The organism is Methylicorpusculum oleiharenae (assembly GCF_009828925.2).
Taxonomy (GTDB): Bacteria; Pseudomonadota; Gammaproteobacteria; order Methylococcales; family Methylomonadaceae; genus Methylicorpusculum; species Methylicorpusculum oleiharenae.
In genome coordinates, this window is sequence record NZ_WUTY02000001.1 from 2,640,022 (window position 1) to 2,659,811 (window position 19,790).

At 45.0% G+C, this 19,790-nt stretch carries 14 protein-coding genes; 9 read left to right on the forward strand and 5 right to left on the reverse strand.

Features of this window, described 5'->3' with window-relative positions:
* Nucleotides 1-1,183 precede the first annotated feature (1,183 nt).
* The 5 genes from GO003_RS11950 to GO003_RS11970 all read left to right on the forward strand — a co-directional run bounded on the left by GO003_RS11950 (nucleotide 1,184) and on the right by GO003_RS11970 (nucleotide 10,076).
* Complete coding sequence (locus tag GO003_RS11950) at nucleotides 1,184-3,154, forward strand: DUF3987 domain-containing protein (protein ID WP_159658490.1); 1,971 nt, start codon at nucleotides 1,184-1,186, stop codon at nucleotides 3,152-3,154.
* Nucleotides 3,155-3,392: 238 nt separating this feature from the next.
* A complete protein-coding gene (locus GO003_RS11955) occupies nucleotides 3,393-4,064 on the forward strand; it encodes a ParB/RepB/Spo0J family partition protein (protein WP_159658489.1) in 672 nt (223 codons plus the stop codon).
* Between the two features lie 46 nt (nucleotides 4,065-4,110).
* Nucleotides 4,111-5,594 (forward strand): IS3 family transposase gene (locus GO003_RS11960; RefSeq protein WP_407942121.1). Its coding sequence is split into 2 segments (ribosomal slippage): nucleotides 4,111-4,522 and nucleotides 4,522-5,594, totalling 1,485 coding nucleotides; the frame shifts between segments, so codons are not numbered across the junction.
* Between the two features lie 1,080 nt (nucleotides 5,595-6,674).
* On the forward strand, nucleotides 6,675-7,694 hold the full coding sequence (locus GO003_RS11965) for a YagK/YfjJ domain-containing protein (protein WP_159657351.1): 1,020 nt from the start codon (nucleotides 6,675-6,677) through the stop codon (nucleotides 7,692-7,694).
* Nucleotides 7,695-8,342: 648 nt separating this feature from the next.
* Entirely contained in the window at nucleotides 8,343-10,076 is a 1,734-nt protein-coding gene (locus GO003_RS11970) for a DUF262 domain-containing protein (RefSeq protein WP_159657356.1), read from the forward strand.
* Between the two features lie 703 nt (nucleotides 10,077-10,779).
* Here the strand turns inward: GO003_RS11970 and GO003_RS11975 are convergent.
* The 4 genes from GO003_RS11975 to GO003_RS11990 are packed head-to-tail and all read right to left on the reverse strand — an operon-like array spanning nucleotide 10,780 to nucleotide 12,869.
* Nucleotides 10,780-11,577, reverse strand: a complete 798-nt coding sequence (locus tag GO003_RS11975) for a nuclease-related domain-containing protein (RefSeq protein ID WP_159659539.1) — start codon at nucleotides 11,575-11,577, stop codon at nucleotides 10,780-10,782.
* Nucleotides 11,577-12,014 carry a hypothetical protein gene (locus tag GO003_RS11980; RefSeq protein ID WP_231089239.1) on the reverse strand — a complete coding sequence of 146 codons (438 nt, stop codon included), beginning with the start codon at nucleotides 12,012-12,014 and terminating at the stop codon, nucleotides 11,577-11,579. Before GO003_RS11980 ends, GO003_RS11975 begins: the two co-directional genes overlap by 1 nt.
* Entirely contained in the window at nucleotides 11,974-12,564 is a 591-nt protein-coding gene (locus GO003_RS11985) for a cold shock domain-containing protein (protein ID WP_159659452.1), read from the reverse strand. Before GO003_RS11985 ends, GO003_RS11980 begins: the two co-directional genes overlap by 41 nt.
* Entirely contained in the window at nucleotides 12,561-12,869 is a 309-nt protein-coding gene (locus tag GO003_RS11990; protein WP_159659451.1) for a DUF6794 domain-containing protein, read from the reverse strand. The genes GO003_RS11985 and GO003_RS11990 overlap by 4 nt, the downstream gene beginning before the upstream one ends.
* Nucleotides 12,870-13,194: 325 nt before the next feature.
* Between GO003_RS11990 and GO003_RS11995 the strand changes: the two genes are divergently transcribed.
* Together GO003_RS11995 and zorA are read left to right on the forward strand one after the other, a co-directional pair.
* Nucleotides 13,195-13,338, forward strand: coding sequence for a hypothetical protein (locus GO003_RS11995; RefSeq protein WP_159659450.1), 144 nt, complete (start codon nucleotides 13,195-13,197; stop codon nucleotides 13,336-13,338).
* Nucleotides 13,339-13,883: 545 nt separating this feature from the next.
* Nucleotides 13,884-15,758, forward strand: a complete 1,875-nt coding sequence (gene zorA / locus GO003_RS12000; RefSeq protein WP_159659449.1) for an anti-phage ZorAB system protein ZorA — start codon at nucleotides 13,884-13,886, stop codon at nucleotides 15,756-15,758.
* Nucleotides 15,759-15,776: 18 nt separating this feature from the next.
* On the opposite strand, the gene GO003_RS12005 is transcribed toward zorA, so the two are convergent.
* Nucleotides 15,777-17,254, reverse strand: a protein-coding gene (locus GO003_RS12005; RefSeq protein WP_407942122.1) for an IS3 family transposase whose coding sequence is annotated in 2 segments (ribosomal slippage) — nucleotides 15,777-16,808 and nucleotides 16,811-17,254 — 1,476 coding nt in all. Because the reading frame shifts where the segments join, the coding sequence is not laid out codon by codon here.
* Nucleotides 17,255-17,556: 302 nt separating this feature from the next.
* Here GO003_RS12005 and GO003_RS12010 point away from each other — a divergent pair.
* Both GO003_RS12010 and GO003_RS12015 read left to right on the forward strand, forming a co-directional pair.
* Nucleotides 17,557-18,282 (forward strand): OmpA/MotB family protein, encoded by a 726-nt coding sequence (locus GO003_RS12010; RefSeq protein WP_159654869.1) that lies wholly within the window; start codon nucleotides 17,557-17,559, stop codon nucleotides 18,280-18,282.
* A gap of 8 nt (nucleotides 18,283-18,290) precedes the next feature.
* On the forward strand, nucleotides 18,291-19,745 hold the full coding sequence (locus GO003_RS12015; protein WP_159654871.1) for an SEL1-like repeat protein: 1,455 nt from the start codon (nucleotides 18,291-18,293) through the stop codon (nucleotides 19,743-19,745).
* The last annotated feature ends 45 nt before the right edge of the window (nucleotides 19,746-19,790 follow it).

Genomic DNA, 19,790 nt, shown 5'->3' on the forward strand with positions numbered 1-19,790 from the left:
TCAACACCGGTCGATTCAATGTGAATCGGTATCAGACCGACTGAATCCACGGAAGGCAGTTTTCGATACTCGCTCAACCGGGCAGTGAAGGTGCGGAAATTAATCTGTTGCTGCGCGCAGTACTCCAACTACGATAAACCACTACTCTGCCACGCGTCTATATGCTGACGCCATTTCGATGTGTCGGCCATATCCACTCCTGATGAAAAAATCAAAGGATGCAACAAATTAAGGTAGATGCATACGTGGTGCCGATAGGCCGTTACGATCAACTTGAGCGCGACGTAAGATTAATGCTCAATCAAGTCTTCTCGCCCGCATTACCAGCTACGACAAGTCATTTCGACTCCAAAACTCTTGCCGCAAATCGGCATTCCATGACTCTGCTGAAAGCCAATATTTCCTAAAACAACAAAATCAATCGAACGCAAGTTTGCGCATCTCAAGTTCTAAATGCCAGAACTGGACCGAAAAACAGGTGATTCCCGGTCCATCGATCTACGCTGGTTTTATGCAATATTTAGTCATCACGTAGAGCCACAAGGAGGCAAAATGCAAACAAACCCAATTAACTCAGAGTTAGACGAATACTGCTCGATCGCAGCATTTAAATCGCGTTCAGAAAATCCACTGAAACCTACAGAATTTGAATGGCTCTTTAGAAACCGAAAATCCAACGGTTTCCAGATGGCCTTTGTGCAAATTAATTCCCGGAAATTTCTGGTCCACATTCCGACATTTATTACCTGTCTGGCAAATCGTAGAGGGGCCTAATTTAAATCGATCTCGCGGGCATGCAACTGACTACCGATTTGGGATATTGGTCACAGATAGTCAGTTGTTCATGCCGAGCCATTTCTAACAATAAACGAGTTTTTAAAAACAGAAAAACAACAATAAAAACAAACGTGTATGTTCTTGTTATTTGTGGGAAGCGATGGATATAAAAAATCGTTAACGCATAATCAGTCAAAGCGTGCGTTTTAGTTATTAGTGGGGTGATTGAGAGATTTGAACGCGAGACTATCGCTTTTCGTCTTTTAAAAGATAAATCAATCAACTTTCATGGCCAAATATCTACGGTCAATACTCAGCGATCAATCCAATTAAAGCGGCGATTATGAATCTTCTAAAAATAGATTCTGTTCGCCATAAATTAGTTTAATTTATTGAGAAAACATTTATGTACGAAAAACCTTTAGACCATATGTACGGTCAGAAAATAGAAATTTTCAATAGCGCATACAGTATCAATGCTCTACTAATAGGCGTGGACTTTATAGCAGACAACAATTCATCAGAATTTGAGTATTTAGGTAATATTCTTCAGTCTAGATATTATCACCCAAATGGTCTGACGATTTCCATCAAATTCGACAACCTAATAGGCATTATTGAAATTCACACTTTCGATGGTTTTTTACTTGACCATGCTTTTGACATTTATGCACATTTCTACCACGGAGGAGATGTAAACAAAGCACTGAATTGGGAGTCAGACCTGCGAATTAATATGGCTAAATTACAAGCTCAGTCTAAACCCCAACCACAAATTAAGCTACAGCCATTTCAAAATCAACAATATCAAGGATATTCGTGCCAACCGTCACCCTATTTACCTCCTCCTGTTCAAAACTATATCAGTTATCCGACTCCAAACATAGATATGGATGTTCTGTTAGATAATTCATCACCAAAACAATATTTAAAGCTGGAAGATTGTTACCACGATAAAGATTCGTTGGCTCTTAAACTACCTCAATATATTAGCCACAAAACGGACATCTCTAACGGCACCAATATTATCCTTACTTTGAGCGTATTTAGTGGAATGACCAGTAAGCGTTATCAATGTGCATATAAAGATGGGCGCACTGTTGCCATTGGTTTGTATGCGGCTTTAGAGCAAAGTTCTGGTTCAGCTAAGTCACTCGCCCTAGGAATGTTAATCGAGCCTCTGACAAAGATGATCGAGCCAACGATTTCGCAAATCAAAGCTGCCATTGAAGATCAAGAAAAGCAATTGGACAAATTGGACGAATCGCTTGCGGGATGCACAACGAGAGAAGACAGGGCATACAACAAGAAACAGATAGCAGAAACGAAGAATTTGATTAAGAAGCTAAAGAAGAATTTTGATCGATTGCAAAACATGATGCCAATATCCAATGTCACGTCTGCAGCATTAGACGCGATGTTAACGACTACTGACGGATTCTTTTTTGCTGCCACATCAGAGCAAGGATTTGTAAATTCAATTTTAGGGCTACGTCAAAATCCCAAATTCAACAACAACGATTTGCTCCTCAATGGACGCGAAGGTGGATATGTGAATAGTAATCGTGTTGGCAGTAAGTCCTACAGCGGTCGAGTTTGTGGCGCTATCGTCATCTTTGCCCAAGAGGGGGTTATTGGAAGTCTTTTAGAAGCAAGTGGCAATACCGGGTTAGCAGAACGTTCCATAATGATAAGCGAACCTTCACCCATAGGTTACCGCAACAGAATTACCGACAAAATAAACGGTGACCATATTCTTGAACAATACGCAAAAAGGTGTGAGTTTTTTAAAATTTATGTCGATGACGAAAATGCATTATGTCACGATTCACTAATTACTTTGAAGATATCTGGTGATGGTTGGCGGCATATTGCACATTTCGAGCAGGAATTGGAATACAAAATGCGATCTGGCGAGGAACTGTCCCATCCTATTTTGCAACGGGTAGTTGGAAAAACGAAAATGCAAATCATGGGCATAGCATCGAATTTGTTTCTACTCCATACGGATAACCCGCCTGAAAGTGAATTGGATGACCCATTTATACCAAATGAGTTTGTTGTAATGGCGATCAACATTTTCAATGAACTGATAACTGGCGTGAGAAATTACTGTGAACGCAAAGGACTAATCAGTGATGTGGCGCAACTGGCCGCTGTTTTTAACGTATTTGTTGGCAAGGGCGAGAATGGCGCTTACACAGTTCAAGAGCTTAAAAAACGGTTGCAACAAATAAAGCCCTTCAAAGATATGGAAGAGCCGAGAAAGGCTATTCAGCAGGCGCTTGATTTTCTTGTTCTCCACCACGTGCTCCTGATTGGCTTCGACGGTAAGTATTTTAAAAACCCTGTTCAATTTAATCCTAATTGCCGATAAAAAACATTGCATCTGTAAAAATGCCAAAAAACCTAGTTTATCTAGGTAAAACGCCGTTTTTATAAAAACGGCGTTAAAAAATACATGCTTTTCGCTGGGGCTCAGTTTAGCCTTTACCGGAGTCAGCGGCTTAATAGCGTTGGCTGCCTAGTCAATCTCCCTGGCAGTAGAGCCGCTCATTCCGGCAAACTTAGCTGAATGAGCCGCACATAGCCACCCATCATTTCTTTTCAAAAATATGCTAAACGTAGACGCTAAAGAATTCCTTTCCAATTTTAAATCTCAGAGTACCCTTAAGGGACACTATTGCCTGATCAATGTTGATCAGATAGAGCCAAACCCCCACCAGCCACGCACGCATTATTCTGATGAATCATTGGACAGTCTCGTACAGTCAATTCATAAAAACGGCTTACTTCAACCTATCATTGTTCAAAAAACAGAAGCTGGTTATCAACTCATTGCAGGCGAACGGCGATGGCGAGCTCATCTTATTTTGAAAAAGCCACAAATCGAAGCGATCGTGAGGACAGTTGAAGATAAGAGCCGAGCGATTTATGCCTTGGCAGAAAATATAGTCCGGGACGATTTGAGCGATTACGAAATCGGTAAGGCCATTCGAAGCATAGAGAATGAATTTCCAAACAAAACAAACCTCGCTGAGGCGATTGGCATTAATCGTACCGACATGTACCGTTATTTGGCGTTCGACAGCCTACCCGCGTTCATCTTGAACGACCTCAATCGTGATCCGGCATTATTATCACGTACTGCAGCAGATCAGATTAAAAAAATATTGGGTGATCATTCAAATTCCAGTTCAGTACTTTCATCTTTAGAAACAGCGTGGGCATTACTCAAGGACCCCCTGTGCCAATATGACCTGAGACACCTACCCCTCGGAAATTAGAGTATAAAGGTAGGCCAGAATCATGAGCAAATCGAAAGCAGAGACCATGGAATCACCACAAGTAACTGCGCCGGAGGTCGCGTTGGAAGACGCCCGTAGGGCGGCTGAAAACGCGACCTCCGGCGCGCGGCCCGACCCAGAGGTGGTTGCCACCGCCCAGCGCCGACAATTTACCAGCAGCGACAAGCGCCGTATCCTGGAGGCCGCTGATCGCTGTACACAGCTGGGTGAGATTGGCGCTTTATTGCGCAAAGAAGGGATTTACTCCTCCCATCTGTCAACTTGGCGTAGGCAGCGCGCTGCCGATGAGCGCGCCGCGTTGGCGCCGCAAAAACGTGGGCGCAAGGCCGACCCGGCTCAGGCCGAGGATCGTCGTGTGCACCAACTTACTCAGGAAAATGAGCGTCTGCGCCGCAGACTGGCTCAGGCCAATGCCATTATTGAGGTCCAAAAAAAACTTTGCGTCTTGTTCGGTCTGCCGACGGACGAGACGCCGAGCGAGTCCTGCTGATGCAAGCCCTTAACCAGTTGGCCCCGGAGGTCGGCCTGGCGTCGGCTTGCGCGGCCCTGAATTTGAACCGCAGTTCGGTCTATCGCGAGGATGCCCGCCGGCGCCTCCTGGTGCCTGTGCCGGTAACGCGGGTGCCTCGTCCACCCGCCCCGCTGGCTTTCTCGACCAGTGAGCGACAGCAACTGCTGGCGGTGCTTAACAGCGAACGCTTCGCCGATTGCTCGCCGTATTTTGTCTATGCCACCCTGCTGGACGAGGGGCGCTACATCGGCTCGGTGCGCACCTTGTACCGCGCCCTGGAGGCGGACGGCCTGTCGGCGGAGCGCAGGCGCCAACGGATACACCCGGTCTATACCAAACCGGAACTCCTGGCCACCGCGCCCAATCAAGTCTGGAGCTGGGATATCACGAAACTCAAAGGCCCGGCCAAATGGACCTGTTTCCACCTGTATGTGATCCTGGATATTTATAGCCGCTATGTGGTCGGTTGGATGGTCGCTCCGCGGGAAACCGCCGAACTGGCCGAGCAGCTGATCGCCGAAACAGTGACCAAGCACAACATCCCGCCGCATACGCTGACGCTGCATGCCGACCGCGGTTCCAGCATGCGCAGCAAGCCGGTGGCCGCCTTGTTGGTTGATCTGGATGTCGCCAAGACCCATAGCCGGCCTTATGTCTCGGATGACAATCCCTATTCCGAGGCCCAGTTCAAAACCTTGAAATATCGGCCTGATTTCCCCGTCCGCTTCGGATGCCTTGAAGATGCCCGCAGCCATTGCCAACGCTTCTTCCAGTGGTACAACCAGTCCCATTGCCACTCGGGCATCGGTTACATGACCCCGGCCACCGTCCACTTCGACCAAGCGGCTAAGGTATACCAAGCCCGCGCCAAAACCCTGGAAACGGCTTTCCTTGCCAACCCAAAGCGATTCAAAGGACAGTGCCCCTTGCCGCCCCGCTTGCCCAACGCCGTTTGGATCAATCCGCCTAATAACACAAAGGAGAAACTTGACCCATAAATAAACAACAGTTAGACACTAAATAAAACAACTTGGTGTCTCAATGTCATTGACACATTCCGGGATGGCAAACTTCAGCAATCCAAAATTAATGAGTTTATTCAAAAAGCGCTCAAGGACGTCTACGGATTAAATCACGTTACCGATGACAAACTTATCCGGAATAAAGATGGCAGGACGATTGGGCAGGCGAAACAGACTAAAAAGCACTGGACAGTTCAGTTGGGTATTGATGTGGTTAATGAGCATCAGCAGCAACAAATTGTCGATTTTATCAAGGAACTACTTAATGAGCCTTCAGAAAGTGTCGCAAGTTGAGACTCGATTTGCGTATTTTAATTGCAAGGCATTTAGGTGCAGGTATATTTTATGCCTTTCTAATGATAACTTTTGCTTAAATAATTAGAACGCAGCGAGTACCCTGATATCCAGTTGAGAATAAATTCTACCTGAAATAAGCTTTTCTTTTTTTCTATTGATGCCTAAATCCCAAGCATTTTAGATCCGGTCAGACTGTATTTACTTGCTAATTCCGCTAATCTAGCAGATTTAGCAAGTAGTATTGGGGGGAGATGAGGATTTTTACTCGGAATGAGTAGCCTCATTATAAATTAGAGCTAGCAGGCTTTAAGAACGGACTCAGGAATTTTGATCTGACCATTAATGCATTCAATTAGCGGTGTATATGTCTAAGGGATAAATGTAAAAAAAGAGAGTTATGTAGATAGTATGGACCTGCACTAACTCGGTATAAAAAACGGATTTTATTTTTGCTAGCGCTCAAGTATCTCGTGAGTATTATTCTCAAGGAACGTTAGGGATTTTTAAGACAAGATAATTTTGTATTATATGTTATTAAATAATAGCCACTTTAATACTCTTATTAGTCCACCTATCTCTACGTCTTAAAACCCTCTCGATACCCTTTGAACTACTCAACCATCCAACAGAAGCAGACTTAGCACTCTCTCATACTATTACCAGTTTTTAGAAAAGATGGATTGCTCAAAACAATCCATCAAATCACTATCAAGCCAGCGCAGGTTCATATCTAACTCCCTTTAATCCAAGAGGTTTATTATGAACAACTTAAGCGATCAACTCGCTCACATCGGCCAACTGACACAAACCATCATCAGTCAACCTAATGACCCGCTCTACATCGTCACAGATCAGGGTAATGGCTTGTTACAGGTGCAACCGACTCAGTTAGCGATATCTATCGGGCATACTGTTGAACAGTATCTCTACGCACTCCTTGAACAGTTCCCGATACACGACTTTCATCCGTTCATCGGCGTCTTCATCAGAAACGTCGTCGATTTCAATCTTAAGCCAGCTCTTGACGGTCATCGATCACTGAACAAAACCAATGACCTGTATCAGATCGGCGTGGACTATGAAGTGATGTTAGACCTCATTATCAGGATGCGAACCTGTGTCAAACAAATCCTAGAGGTTGCTCAGAGCTCAGAAATCAAAGAACTGGTCCATAAAGCCCAACGTACAGCAAAGAAAAATCACGAAGGCATGATGCGCTATATCGACTCATTATTCGAACATTACTCACGCCTGCAAGTGATCAGGATCGATTTAGGCTACAACAAAGGCAATACCATCCAAAGTCTCAGTGACATCACCCATAAGTTTTGGGAGGCGAAGCATGATTTTAAACACTTGATGAACAACGCGAAGATGAATAGCCTCTTCGATCCCGTTGTTGGCTACATTTGGTCTTTAGAATACGGTCCAGAGAAAGGCTTTCACTACCATCTCATCTTATTCCTGGATGGGTCTCTGGTCAGAGATGATGTCTGCTTTGCTTGGACGGTCGGGGAATACTGGCACTCCGTTATTACGAATAGGCGCGGTACCTATTGGAACTGCAATGCCCACAAGAAAGACTACAAACAATGCGGTATCGGGCTGATCCACTACAGTGAGGTGGAGAAGATCAACTACCTTAAACAAACCGCTGCGTATCTCATCAAAGTTGATTATTACGCTCGTCTTATGGCTGAAGGTAATGGGAGAACCTTCGGGCGTGGGAAAATACTGCCACCAAGAACTGGTTCTGTGGGTCGACCAAGAGCTGCGTAATAAATTCCTGTACCCGTGATGGCCGTTGGCATCCCTCTATCTTATGGATGTCAACGTGTCTTCAGATCACCATATGTTTACCGACATACAGACTCCTGATCAAAAAATCCCAGGATGGATGAGCTAAATCTTTTTCATAGATAGTATGGCGGAGCACTTATTTTACAAGCAGCTAATAAACGCTTATCAGGCCGGCCACGATCGTTCGAATCCGTTGAGAACATCTAAACCGCTCCGATAGGCTTACTTGACTGCCAGCTTAAATCATAAGAGACAACACACCCGCCCTTAAGCCGATGCATTGCCTGTTTCTTCAGTTACAAGCTAACGCATCTATCTGCGATGCCTAGTTCTCAACTTGGGCTTCCGCTTGAGCTTGGCGTCAAATAAAAATGAGCACTACACTTTGCCTGGACAGGTTTAAAACAACCGGTGGTCATGGTCAGAAACCCACAAAAACGACAGTGTTCTATAACGATTTACAAATCGTTTGCGGTTCACGAGACTACAATCAGCTTACCCGCTCCGTCATCATGCCATTAAAAGAAATGATATTTACCTGTTGACCGAAGGCGGAATTGATTCTGGACGATAAATCATCCGGCAAGTTAATCTTGGCGTTATGCAATACAACTATAGGAAAATAGGATGTCAAAACTCAATGTAGATCAAAAAACTATATTCGATCTGCTTTCGGACAGAAAAGCAGATTTTCTTATACCTGACTATCAACGCCCTTATGCGTGGAATGATGAGCAATGCCAAACTCTTTGGGATGACATTTTTTTATTCTCATTCCCTGATAATAATTACGAAGCGTTTGATAAAAATGAAGAGTATTTTCTTGGCTCTATTGTTACCTATAAAAACGAAGGTAGTAAATCAGAGGTTATTGATGGTCAGCAGCGACTTACAACATTAATGCTTATCTTGCGGGCTTTTTATGACAAGTTCGCTAATATGCAAGACAGCAATTCAAAAAGTACCCGCGCTCGGATTGAAAAGTGTATTTGGAAAACAGATGAGTTCGATAACGCCGATAAAAATACCCTTAAAATAGATTCTGAAGTAGCCACTGATAATGACAAAGATGAATTTCTTGAACTGCTTCGTACCGGAATGGTTAAACAAGATAGCAAAAGTCAATATGTTTTGAACTATCAATTTTTCCAGAAAAAAATTGATGATTTTTTGCAAACATTTCCGGCTTATTTCCCCTATTTGCCTGCCCGTATTTTGGGTAATTGCATCCTTCTTCCTATTGAAGCTGAGTCACAGGATACGGCACTTCGTATATTTTCGACACTTAATGATCGTGGTCTGCCACTGTCAGATGCAGATATATTCAAGGCTCAATTCTATAAATACTATGGTTCCCTCGGCAATAAAGATGAGTTTATTTCTGAGTGGAAAAAGCTTGAGGAAATAACAAATTCAGTATTCAAGCCAATCACTGGCACACCGATGGATGAGTTATTCGCACGTTATATGTATTTCTTACGTGCTAAAGAAGGAAACAAAAGCTCAACAACTGAAGCCTTGCGAAAATTTTATGAGCGTAATAAATACCAGTATCTAAAACAATCCCATACAATTGATGAGCTGAAGGCACTTGCGTTGTTCTGGGAAAGTGTATCCGATCAAGATAAAAAACGTTTTTCGGACAATGTCCTCAAGAAATTTTTTGTGCTGAATTATGCTCCGAATGGGATGTGGCAACATATAGTATCCGTATATTTTTTGCAAAACAGAACTGAAGATGGAATGCTGGAGGACGCAAAGTTCTGCAAGTTTTTGGATAAAATTACCGCTTTCATTTTTGCTTATGCTATAACCAATCCCGGCGTAAACGCGTTGCGTACACCTGTATATGATGAGATGGTTAATATCGTAAATGGTGGTGAAGCCACATTTTCTAAATATAAATTTAACGGAATTCAAGCACGTACTGCTTTTGAAAATTACGTTTTCACTAATCAGAGGGGCGCAACACGCTCAATGATTACTTGGTATGCCTTTACTTTTCCTAATCAGAATCTTCTTGGCTTGAATGAAATTTTTCACTTAGAACATATCTATTCGAAAAAGCGACAAGAAATGGAAGGAGGCTTAAAATCTGAAAGCAATCTTGATTCATTAGGAAATAAAGTGTTGCTTGAAAGCAGTATTAATATCAAAGCCTCAGACTACCGATTTGACGACAAAAAGAAAATATATAGCGGTGAGCAGAGGCGTGGAAATTACAAAGACCCGAGTAAAATCTCTGAGATAGTCGATCTCATTGGTTTCGATGAATTTGAAGAGAAAGAAGTAATTGACCGTAACAAGAAAATTTTGGACAGGTTCTTTGAATTTCTACAGACAGAGAATTTAATAGCATAACAAGGCGCAGCACTCGGACGTCAACTCCGCTACGCTCTATTGCCACCGTTGAGCGTGACCGTTGAGTGACTGCTCTGAGACAGTCACCTTCCATTGATTTAAAAAGCGTGGTGGTCAGCTTTTGGCCGTAATGCAAAGCTTTGCATTACGGCCATTATGTGAAGTTTCCTTTTATGCACATTGTCTTGGTTTCTCATAGTTGACGCTAGGAATATAGCGGATTGAGCAAGGCAGCCAGATAAAAAGCTGGTCATAATTTTTGCAAACTGCAGGAGTCGTTTTCTGTAGTTCCATTCAGAAACTAACCCTCAGTACTACAGATAGCTTTTTCTACTTAAATATTGCTTCCAACAGGGAAACAATCACGCGGAATTTATCCATGATGTCGATAAAAAATGAGAATTCGACACGTCTGATGACATCGACTGGAATAATCGTTGATATTGCTCCATTTGGGTGTATTTGAAAGCTTGTTTTAAATCATGGAAATTATGCAAAGATTGCGTGCGAGGTAGAGGCTTTAAAGCCAGCTTAGATCATGGTTGTGCCAAAGCCGCTGCTCATAAAAGGAAACTTCGCATAATGGCCGGGTGGAGCCCAAAAGGACGTAAGGTTGGTTGCCGAATAGCTTCCATTCACCGAACTTAGGGATGGAAAATTTCGTCAACATCCTCAGTGGCAGGTTTTGGCCGATCGCCAATATTCATGATACTTGTCTCATAGCTCGGCACTTCGGAAAACCGGAACACCCCAAAAACTGCTTACCCTGATTTGCTCCACTTCGGGCCGTTCTCATTACCATCGGCTTGCCGCATTTATGGCATGAATTAACATCAGCCGGACGCTGTTTTTCCTCAATGATCGTTTTAACGTGCTTTACATGCTCCCGGTGCGTTTTAATCGACGGCTCTAACCGGCCGGATTCAATCTTGGAGTAAATAGCCATTATTTCACTATCGCTCAGGATCGGTTGCATTTTGCTATTGATAAACCGGATATAACCACCGGCGTTAACCACATTGTCCGGCATCGGCGTTTTGAATGTGCTGTCGCCGACAAAGACAACCAGCGAAAACACATTTCCAGGATCAAGCTCCAGCGCCGATTGCAGCGTCTGAGTATGTTTGTAATTTTGATGCAGTGGGTTCTGGAATAGGTTGGTATGCCGGTAAATCTTTTGAGTCCAGTTTTTTTGTTGAGGGCTGCCGAAAATCCAGCCTTTCATGTTCTTGGTTTCGATGACGAACACGCCATATCGGGACACGATGACATGATCGATCTGGGTGGTTCCGTCCTCGGTTGGGAGGGTGACGTTCTTGAACAACCGGTAGATGTTTTTGTCGAGAAAGAATTTAGCCGCCAGATTGACCTGAAACTCACCCAAAACGCCTTTCATGAATGGCGATTTTAAGAAGGCGACGAAGATAAGGAGGAGAATCAGCCACCAATAATCGCTTACTGATGAGGCAAAAGCTTGTATAAGAATTTGGGATACATCCATCAGTGCCTCGGGATAGGACGTTCATTAAGCACAACTTTTTTACCATCAGCACCAATCCGGACCTGTTCTTGGCGGCCATTACGGCAACGCATGTAAGTGTTGTTCAGGACGCCACCGGCTTTGGCAATACATTCTTCTTTGCTGCCGGGTTCGATCGTAATCCATTGCGGCTGTTGCTTTGCCATGCTGTTGCCGATTTCTTCGCCAACACCTGAGCCAATATTGCCAATGAGACTGCCAAGCTCTTTCAACAAGGATCCCTCGGCATGCGCAAGCGATGATGCCGAAAGTAATACATAAGCTATAAAAATATTCTGGATCTCTTTCTTCATAATGCCTGCCGGGTTGATAGCTTTTAATAGTTCGATAAACCGTTGGTCCACTGCCTGTGTTTGATCAAAACTGACTTTCGCAAGGGATGCCGTCACCATCGCCATCTATTTTGGTGCCTGAACAATTACGCAGGTAGAATACGGCCTCTTCATAAGAAGTCATTTGTGAGCAATGCACCTTGCCTTGGCATTGGAACTGTGGCTCGATTTTCCTGGTTAGTTGGTATTCAACTGAGGGAATATCGGTTGATAGGGTGATATCTTTGCGTTTCGAAAACGCTTTATAACCGACGGTAACGAGCACAATGACAATAAGAATAGGGAATGGATTAAAGCGCTTTTGTGGTTTACTAAAGTTCGCCGGCGATATGTATGGTTTTAACCTGGCCGGTGAAGGCTTGGACAGTTTGCGATCTTCAAAGGCGGCCAAGGTCAGAGCTTGACTGACGCCTTCTATTTTGGCATTGACCGCGCGTGTTTTACCGCTATTGTCAAAGCCGAGCTGATAAAGAATGACATCGCCAATAATAGGCTTCCGGCTCATGCCTTTTAAAGCCGAAATGTGGATGAAAACATCCTGTTCGCCGTTGTCCTGTTTTATAAAGCCATAACCCTTGTCATCAAGCCAGCGGATCAGCGTCCCTTTGTTAATCATACTGCAATCTTCTCCATAATCACCCCATAAGCATCATCTGGATGAACCGAATTATATGAAGTTCCGGGATGTAAAGTCTGGACACAGTAATCTAGCAGTTTGCTTCCTTCTCCGTGCAGCCCGAAAGCATTCCGGAACGTCATGCCAAGATTAAAGTGCAAATCGATCAGATCTTCCTCCGGCATGCCCGCAATCGCCAATTTTTCCTCACCACTCAGAAATTCGATGAGCCGATCGACGGCGTCGGCAAAGGTTTCCGGATACCTGGAATTGTCCTGCAAAAATGTTGGCCAGATTTTAGTCAATTTAACTCGATGGTGGAAGGGAAGGGGTGTTGTGGACAAATTTGACAAATTAAAGACAGGGTTATCCACAAAACCTGTGGATAACCGTATCGTTGATGATAATTTATCGTCCGGTAAGACGATCGAAAACAGCGTTATACGACTTGCATTTAAGATTCACCCATAAGCAATTCCTGTGTTGTTTCCACACTCTTGAGTGTAGACGATGTTTTTATTCTTGCTATTGCCGATACTTTTTACTTAAATAATCATTTAAGTCTATAGCAGCCCAGGCCTGTCACTTGAAAAATCCAAAACAGGTTTCCAACCAGCGAATGGAGGAACGATGAACGAATTGATTGAAACCCCTTTCGATGAAATTAAAAAAGATTTTGTCGGATTTTGGGTCCACTTTAATGCACCCGCCCTTAAGCCGATGCATTGTCTGTTTCTTCAGTTAAGAGCGATGGCATCTATCTGCGATGCATAGTTCTCAACTTGGGCTTCCGCTTGAGCTTGGCGTCAAATAAAGATTAGCGCTACACTATTATCGAGACTGGATTCAACTGGGGGTGGTGGTCATGAACAGAACGATCGTTATACTTTCCTTGCTCTCCACTAAAGCTTATGAAGGAGTTATGAAAAGCTGTTGCCGGATGATCCGCCCAAAAACGTCTGCCTTGATCCTGTTCTGGCTACCGACAACGAACACCCCGAAGATGAACGAATTATTAAACTCGTCGCAATACGGGAATATTAACAGCTAACTTTCTGGTTTCGACCCGTTTCTTCCGTTCACAAACACATCAATTCAACGTCCACTCCCTTGGAAATCATACAAACGACAAATACCAAGGTCAGAGAACGCAAGCTTCGCGGAGTTGAAACGTTAGATGCAGATAGTAACACGCCTTTGCTACTAATTGATGAGTAACCACTTTGGATAATTCAGGTGGATTTCAAATAAAGATCACTCTGAATTTCGATCAAATTTCTTGATCGCGATAGGCAATATTGGCAATAACTGGAGCTGTAATGGATTTAATCAATGCAGGAAACCTGAAAGCCTATTGGCATTTATGGGTTTTAGGTTCGATCATCATTGTTTTAATTGGATACTTTTTATTCAAATTTCTCATACCTTCATACCGTTTAAGTAAAGATTTAAGGCAAACTATAAAAAAGCTACGAAATCTGAAGAGCGACGGTCAAGCAATTAATGTGGAGCTGATCGGCAAACAGATCATGACCTCGCAAAAACTCAGTCATTGTTGGTCGGAGTTCGCAGAAACCTTACATCCACAAAGCGCAGCGGATGACATGGGGCAAGAGCGAGTGGTTCGCTGGCGATCAACTGTTCCAGCTGAAGTCTTCTTTAATGTCGAAACTCTGGTTGCCATAGAACTTAAAACTGAATATTTCAAACATCAACCCGGAATTCTGACTGGTATTGGTATACTGGGTACTTTTATTGGCTTGTTGCGTGGTCTATCAAGTTTTTCTGTTAGTAGTGACCCTGAAAAAGTGCGTGTTAGCCTTGATACGCTGATTCTGGGAGTTCGCGAGGCTTTTTACATGTCAGCGGCTGCCATTGGTTTGGCGATGTTTACTACCTTAGTCGAAAAATTGTGTGTCACTGGTCGAATTAAGCAAGTTGAAGATTTATGCCAATTGCTTGATAGTTTATTTGAAGGTGGGGCGGGCGAAGAATATCTGGCTAGATTGGTTAAAGCCGGGGAGAGTAGTGCGACCCAAACCGCACAGCTTAAAGATGCATTGGTTTCAGACTTGAAGGAAATGCTGACAGAAATGATCCGCCAGCAAACCGAAGCTATTGCTGGCAGCTTTTCAGAAAGTTCTAAAGCCCAGATAGTCACAACTGAACAGAGTGGTGACCGCATTGCCCAAGCTATTTCAGATAGTTTGAGTGAACCACTTCAAAAAATTGCCTCAGCTGTAAATACCACGACTGACACAAATGGCGAAGCGGTTACTCGTGTGCTAAATGAAGTGCTGATCACATTTTCTCAGCAAATGAAAGATATGTTTGGCGGGCAAATGGGCGACATCAGTCAGTTATTACAACAAACCACCACAGCTATGCAATCTACAGTTTCACGCTTTGATCAACTTGCTAATAATCTGGATGATGCGGGTAAAAACGCAGCGGATGTGATGAGTGAACGCTTGAGCATTGCTCTTGAATCAATGGAAACTCGTCAGCTAACCTTAAATAATACAATGGTAGAGTTTGTTAATCAGTTACGGGATATGGTGAAAACGTCACAATCCGAAACCAATGACCAGCTTCAGCAAGCATTAGAAGTCATGTCTGAAAAAATATGCACTTTGGCTGGACAACTTGAGCAACAGGCTAATAGCGCAGCAAATAACCATAAATATCAGCAGGAACAATTGGCTCAAGTTGCTTCAACATTAACAAATGATTTAACAGCTCAGGTTCAATCAATGATTGAACAAACAAATAACGCTGTATCTTCCATGCAAGCCACTGTAGCTTCTATGCGTGAGATTACCAAAGACAATACTCAGCGCATGGAAAACAGTGCAGGAACACTAGCTATAGCTGCCGACAACTTTGCTCAAGCCGGAAACAGCGTCTCTGGTGTTATACAACAGACAGGTACAGTGAGCGATAAAATGGCCACTACCTCAATTGCATTGAACAATGTCGCCAGCACAGTGCAAACTGCGCTTAATGATTACAACAATGCCGGTAAAGCCATGTCGCAAATGGTTGAAGAATTAAAAGCCACCGTCGAAACGGCAAAAAATGACGCTTCCGTATCGCAATCTTTGGTCAACCAGATCAAACAATCTGCCGATCATCTGTTACAGCGGAATGTGTCAATGACTTTGAGACACCCAGTTGTTTTATTTAGTGTCTAACTGTTGTGTATTTATGGGTCAAGTTTCTCCCTTTGTGTTAATAGGCGGATTAATCCAAACGGCGTTAGGCAAGCGGGGCGGCAAGGGGCACTGTCCTTTGAATCGCTTTGGGTTGGCAAGGAAAGCCGTCTCCAGGGTTTTGGCGCGGGCTTGGTATACCGCAGCCGCTTGGTCGAAGTGGACGGTGGCCGGGGTCATGTAACCGATGCCCGAGTGGCAATGGGACTGGTTGTACCACTGGAAGAAGCGTTGGCAATGGCTGCGGGCATCTTCAAGGCATCCGAAGCGGACGGGGAAATCAGGCCGATATTTCAGGGTTTTGAACTGGGCCTCGGAATAGGGATTGTCATCTGAGACATAAGGCCGGCTATGGGTCTTGGCGACCTCCAGATCGACCAGCAAGGCGGCCACCGGCTTGCTGCGCATGCTGGAACCGCGGTCGGCATGCAGCGTCAGCGTATGCGGCGTGATGTTGTGCTTGGCCACTGTTTCGGCGATGAGCTGCTCGGCCAGTTCGGCGGTTTCCCGCGGAGCGACCATCCAACCGACCACATAGCGGCTATAAATATCCAGGATCACATACAGGTGGAAACAGGTCCATTTGGCCGGGCCTTTGAGTTTCGTGATATCCCAGCTCCAGACTTGATTGGGCGCGGTGGCCAGGAGTTCCGGCTTGGTATAGACCGGGTGCAGCCGTTGGCGCCTGCGCTCCGCCGACAGGCCGTCCGCCTCCAGGGCGCGGTACAAGGTGCGCACCGAGCCGATGTAGCGCCCCTCGTCCAGCAGGGTGGCATAGACAAAATACGGCGAGCAATCGGCGAAGCGTTCGCTGTTAAGCACCGCCAGCAGTTGCTGGCGCTCACTGGTCGAGAAAGCCAACGGGACGGACGGACGAGGCACCCGCGTTACCGGCACAGGCACCAAGAGGCGCCGGCGGGCATCCTCGCGATAGACCGAACTGCGGTTCGAATTCAGGGCCGCGCAAGCCGCCGCCAGGCCGACCTCCGGGGCTAACTGGTTAAGGGCTTGCATCAGCTGGACTCGCTCGGCGTCTCGTCCGTCGACAGACCGAACAAGACGCAAAGTTTTTTTTGGACATCAATAATGGCATTGGCCTGAGCCAGTCTGCGGCGCAGACGCTCATTTTCCTGGGTAAGTTGGTGCACACGACGATCCTCGGCCTGCGCAGGGTCGGCCTTACGCCCACGTTTTTGCGGCGCCAACGCGGCGCGCTCATCGGCAGCACGCTGCCTACGCCAAGTGGACAGATGGGAGGAATAAATCCCTTCTTTGCGCAATAAAGCGCCAATCTCACCCAGTTGGGTACAGCGATCAGCGGCCTCCAGGATACGGCGCTTGTCGCTGCTGGTAAATTGTCGGCGCTGGGCGGTGGCAACCACCTCTGGGTCGGGCCGCGCGCCGGAGGTCGCGTTTTCAGCCGCCCTACGGGCGTCTTCCAACGCGACCTCCGGCGCAGTTACTTGTGGTGATTCCATGGTCTCTGCTTTTGATTTGCTCATAATTCTGGCCTACCTTTATACTCTAATTTCCGAGGGGTAGGTGTCTCAGGTCATATTGACACAGGGGGCAGGCGCAATCGTCAGTTGACGGCATATTTAAAGAAGTCTGTGATGAACTTGCTAACGCACACGAAGAATTTGCCAGCAACGTAGTTAAAGGGCTTAAATCGAGTAATACTGCCTACCAAAAGGAACTCAAGGATGCAGTTGATTATTTAAAATCCGCCATTGAAGAATTAGGTGAAGTAGCCGAAAAAATTCCGGCACGAGGATAGGCTATGCTCGGCACACGGATTACTATTGGCAAAAAACTCAAAGACGAAGCCGAAAAGCCTTTCTGGATTTCCTTTGCAGATTTAATGACCGCACTAATGGTTATGTTTTTACTGGTAATGAGCGTTGCCTTGTTAGCAGTTACCAAAACCGTTTCCGAAGAACAGCGTGCTGCTGATGCCCGCAAGGATGCCATTGAAAAACTTCTTGATAAAGTAGAACAAGCTGCACAAGAAGATCCTCAATTTTCAGGCATTCACGTTAACCGTGATCGGCAGACGGTTGATTTTGGTGACCGCGCCCGCTTTGATACTGCCAGTCACCAACTTAATAAAGATCAAGCACGCTTACTGCGCGCCTTTATTCCCCATGTACTTGAAATTGCCAATAGCGAATTGGGCAACGATTGGCTAAAACGCATTGTCGTAGAAGGCTTTGCCGATAAACGCGGCAGTTATCTGCTCAACCTTAATTTGAGTATGCAACGCAGTCAGCGGGTGCTTTGCGTACTCTTAGCTAAAGCCGATGCCGGTGAAGAAGAATTGTCACCCCAGCAGCATGAAGATATTCGGCAATTGTTTTTAGTTGGTGGCTATTCTTCCAACTCGCAAAAAGACACCCTGGAAGAAAGTCGTCGGATCGAATTAAGGCTGGAATTTAGAGGTATTAAAGAACCATCTCGGACTCCGCCCACGGCTATCGAGAATAACTTTGGCACTTGTGCCCTTTAGGAAAAAACATGGCCGGATATATTTGTATTGCAATGCTGGAAGATCCGCCTTACAACATGATTTTGACCGCAACGGAGGAGGAGCCTGAGGATTGGCTGGATGAGTTGCCTTTGCCCAGCCATCTTCTATGTCATGATTATTTTGAAGATGTTCAAGCCGTTGAGCGAGAATGCCTAATAAGGCTAAGAGCTCAAGGTATTGATGCCAGATCAGATAAAGCTTTTGCTGCGAAGGCTAATGATGTGATACAGGTTTATCAATTGGTTAGGGATAGCCTCAACCAAAATCAGGTTTTAGATAGCGATTTTGAGGAAGATAATGGCCAAAATGTAGAAGAGTTATTTGATAGTTTACACAAAGAGCTGGATGCGAATCTGCTTACGGCACTAGGTGGGACTGCGTATAGCATCGGTGACTATCAACAAGCCGTAATTTGTTATCGCGAAGCCGCCGAATTAGGTAATCCAGATGGGCAATTCAATTTAGGTGCCATGTACTATAGCGGTGAAGGGATAAGAAAAAACAGGAAGCAAGCGGAATTTTGGTTTTCCAAGGCCGCTGAACAAGGTAATGTGGATGCGCAAGACGCACTTACAGAGCTTGGAATTAACTGGACTGATGAGCGATTGCATGAACTAGCTGAAGAGGGTGATGCAATTGCACAATGTAAATTAGGGGGGATGTATTTCAGTGGCGACGGCCTAGAGCAAAATGATGGACAAGCTATGTTCTGGATTCGCAAAGCCGCTGAACAAGGCCTCGCAGACGCGCAATGTATCTTAGGAGTTCTGTATCAAATCGGTCATGGTATAGAACAAGACAATGAGCAATCCGTTTTATGGTATCGCAAGTCCGCAGATCAGGATTACGCCAGTGCACAATCAGCTTTAGGAATAATGTACGCCAACGGTCTTGGTGTCCCACAAGACTATGAAAAAGCCATTTTCTGGTATTGCAAGGCTGTTGAACAATTTGATGCGATTGGACAAAGAGAGTTAGGCGGGATATTCGCCGGAGGGTACGGAGTATCGCAAGACGATGAACAAGCCGCATTCTGGCTTTGTAAAGCTGCTGAACAAGGTGATGCAAGAGCGCAAAGAGATTTAGGTGTGATGTACCAAAGTGGTCGCGGTGTACCACAAGATAACGAACAAGCTGTGTTTTGGTATAGCAGAGCGGCTGATCAAGATTATGCTAAGGCACAATACAATTTAGGAGTAATGTATGCCAATGGCCTTGGGATCGAACAAGATTATGAACAAGCCGTTTTCTGGTATCGCAAAGCAGACGAGCAAGGTGATGAAACTGCGCAATTCAATTTAGGTGCTATGTATTACAACGGCGAAGGCGTAAGAAAAAATAGAAAGCAAGCGGTAATCTGGTTCAGAAAAGCAGCCGCACAAGGTTTTACTCCTGCACAAGAAGCCCTTACAGGACTTGGCCTTGATGGGGAGAACACATAATGTTTTTCGGTTTACAAAAACTACCCACAGGACATACGAAATTTC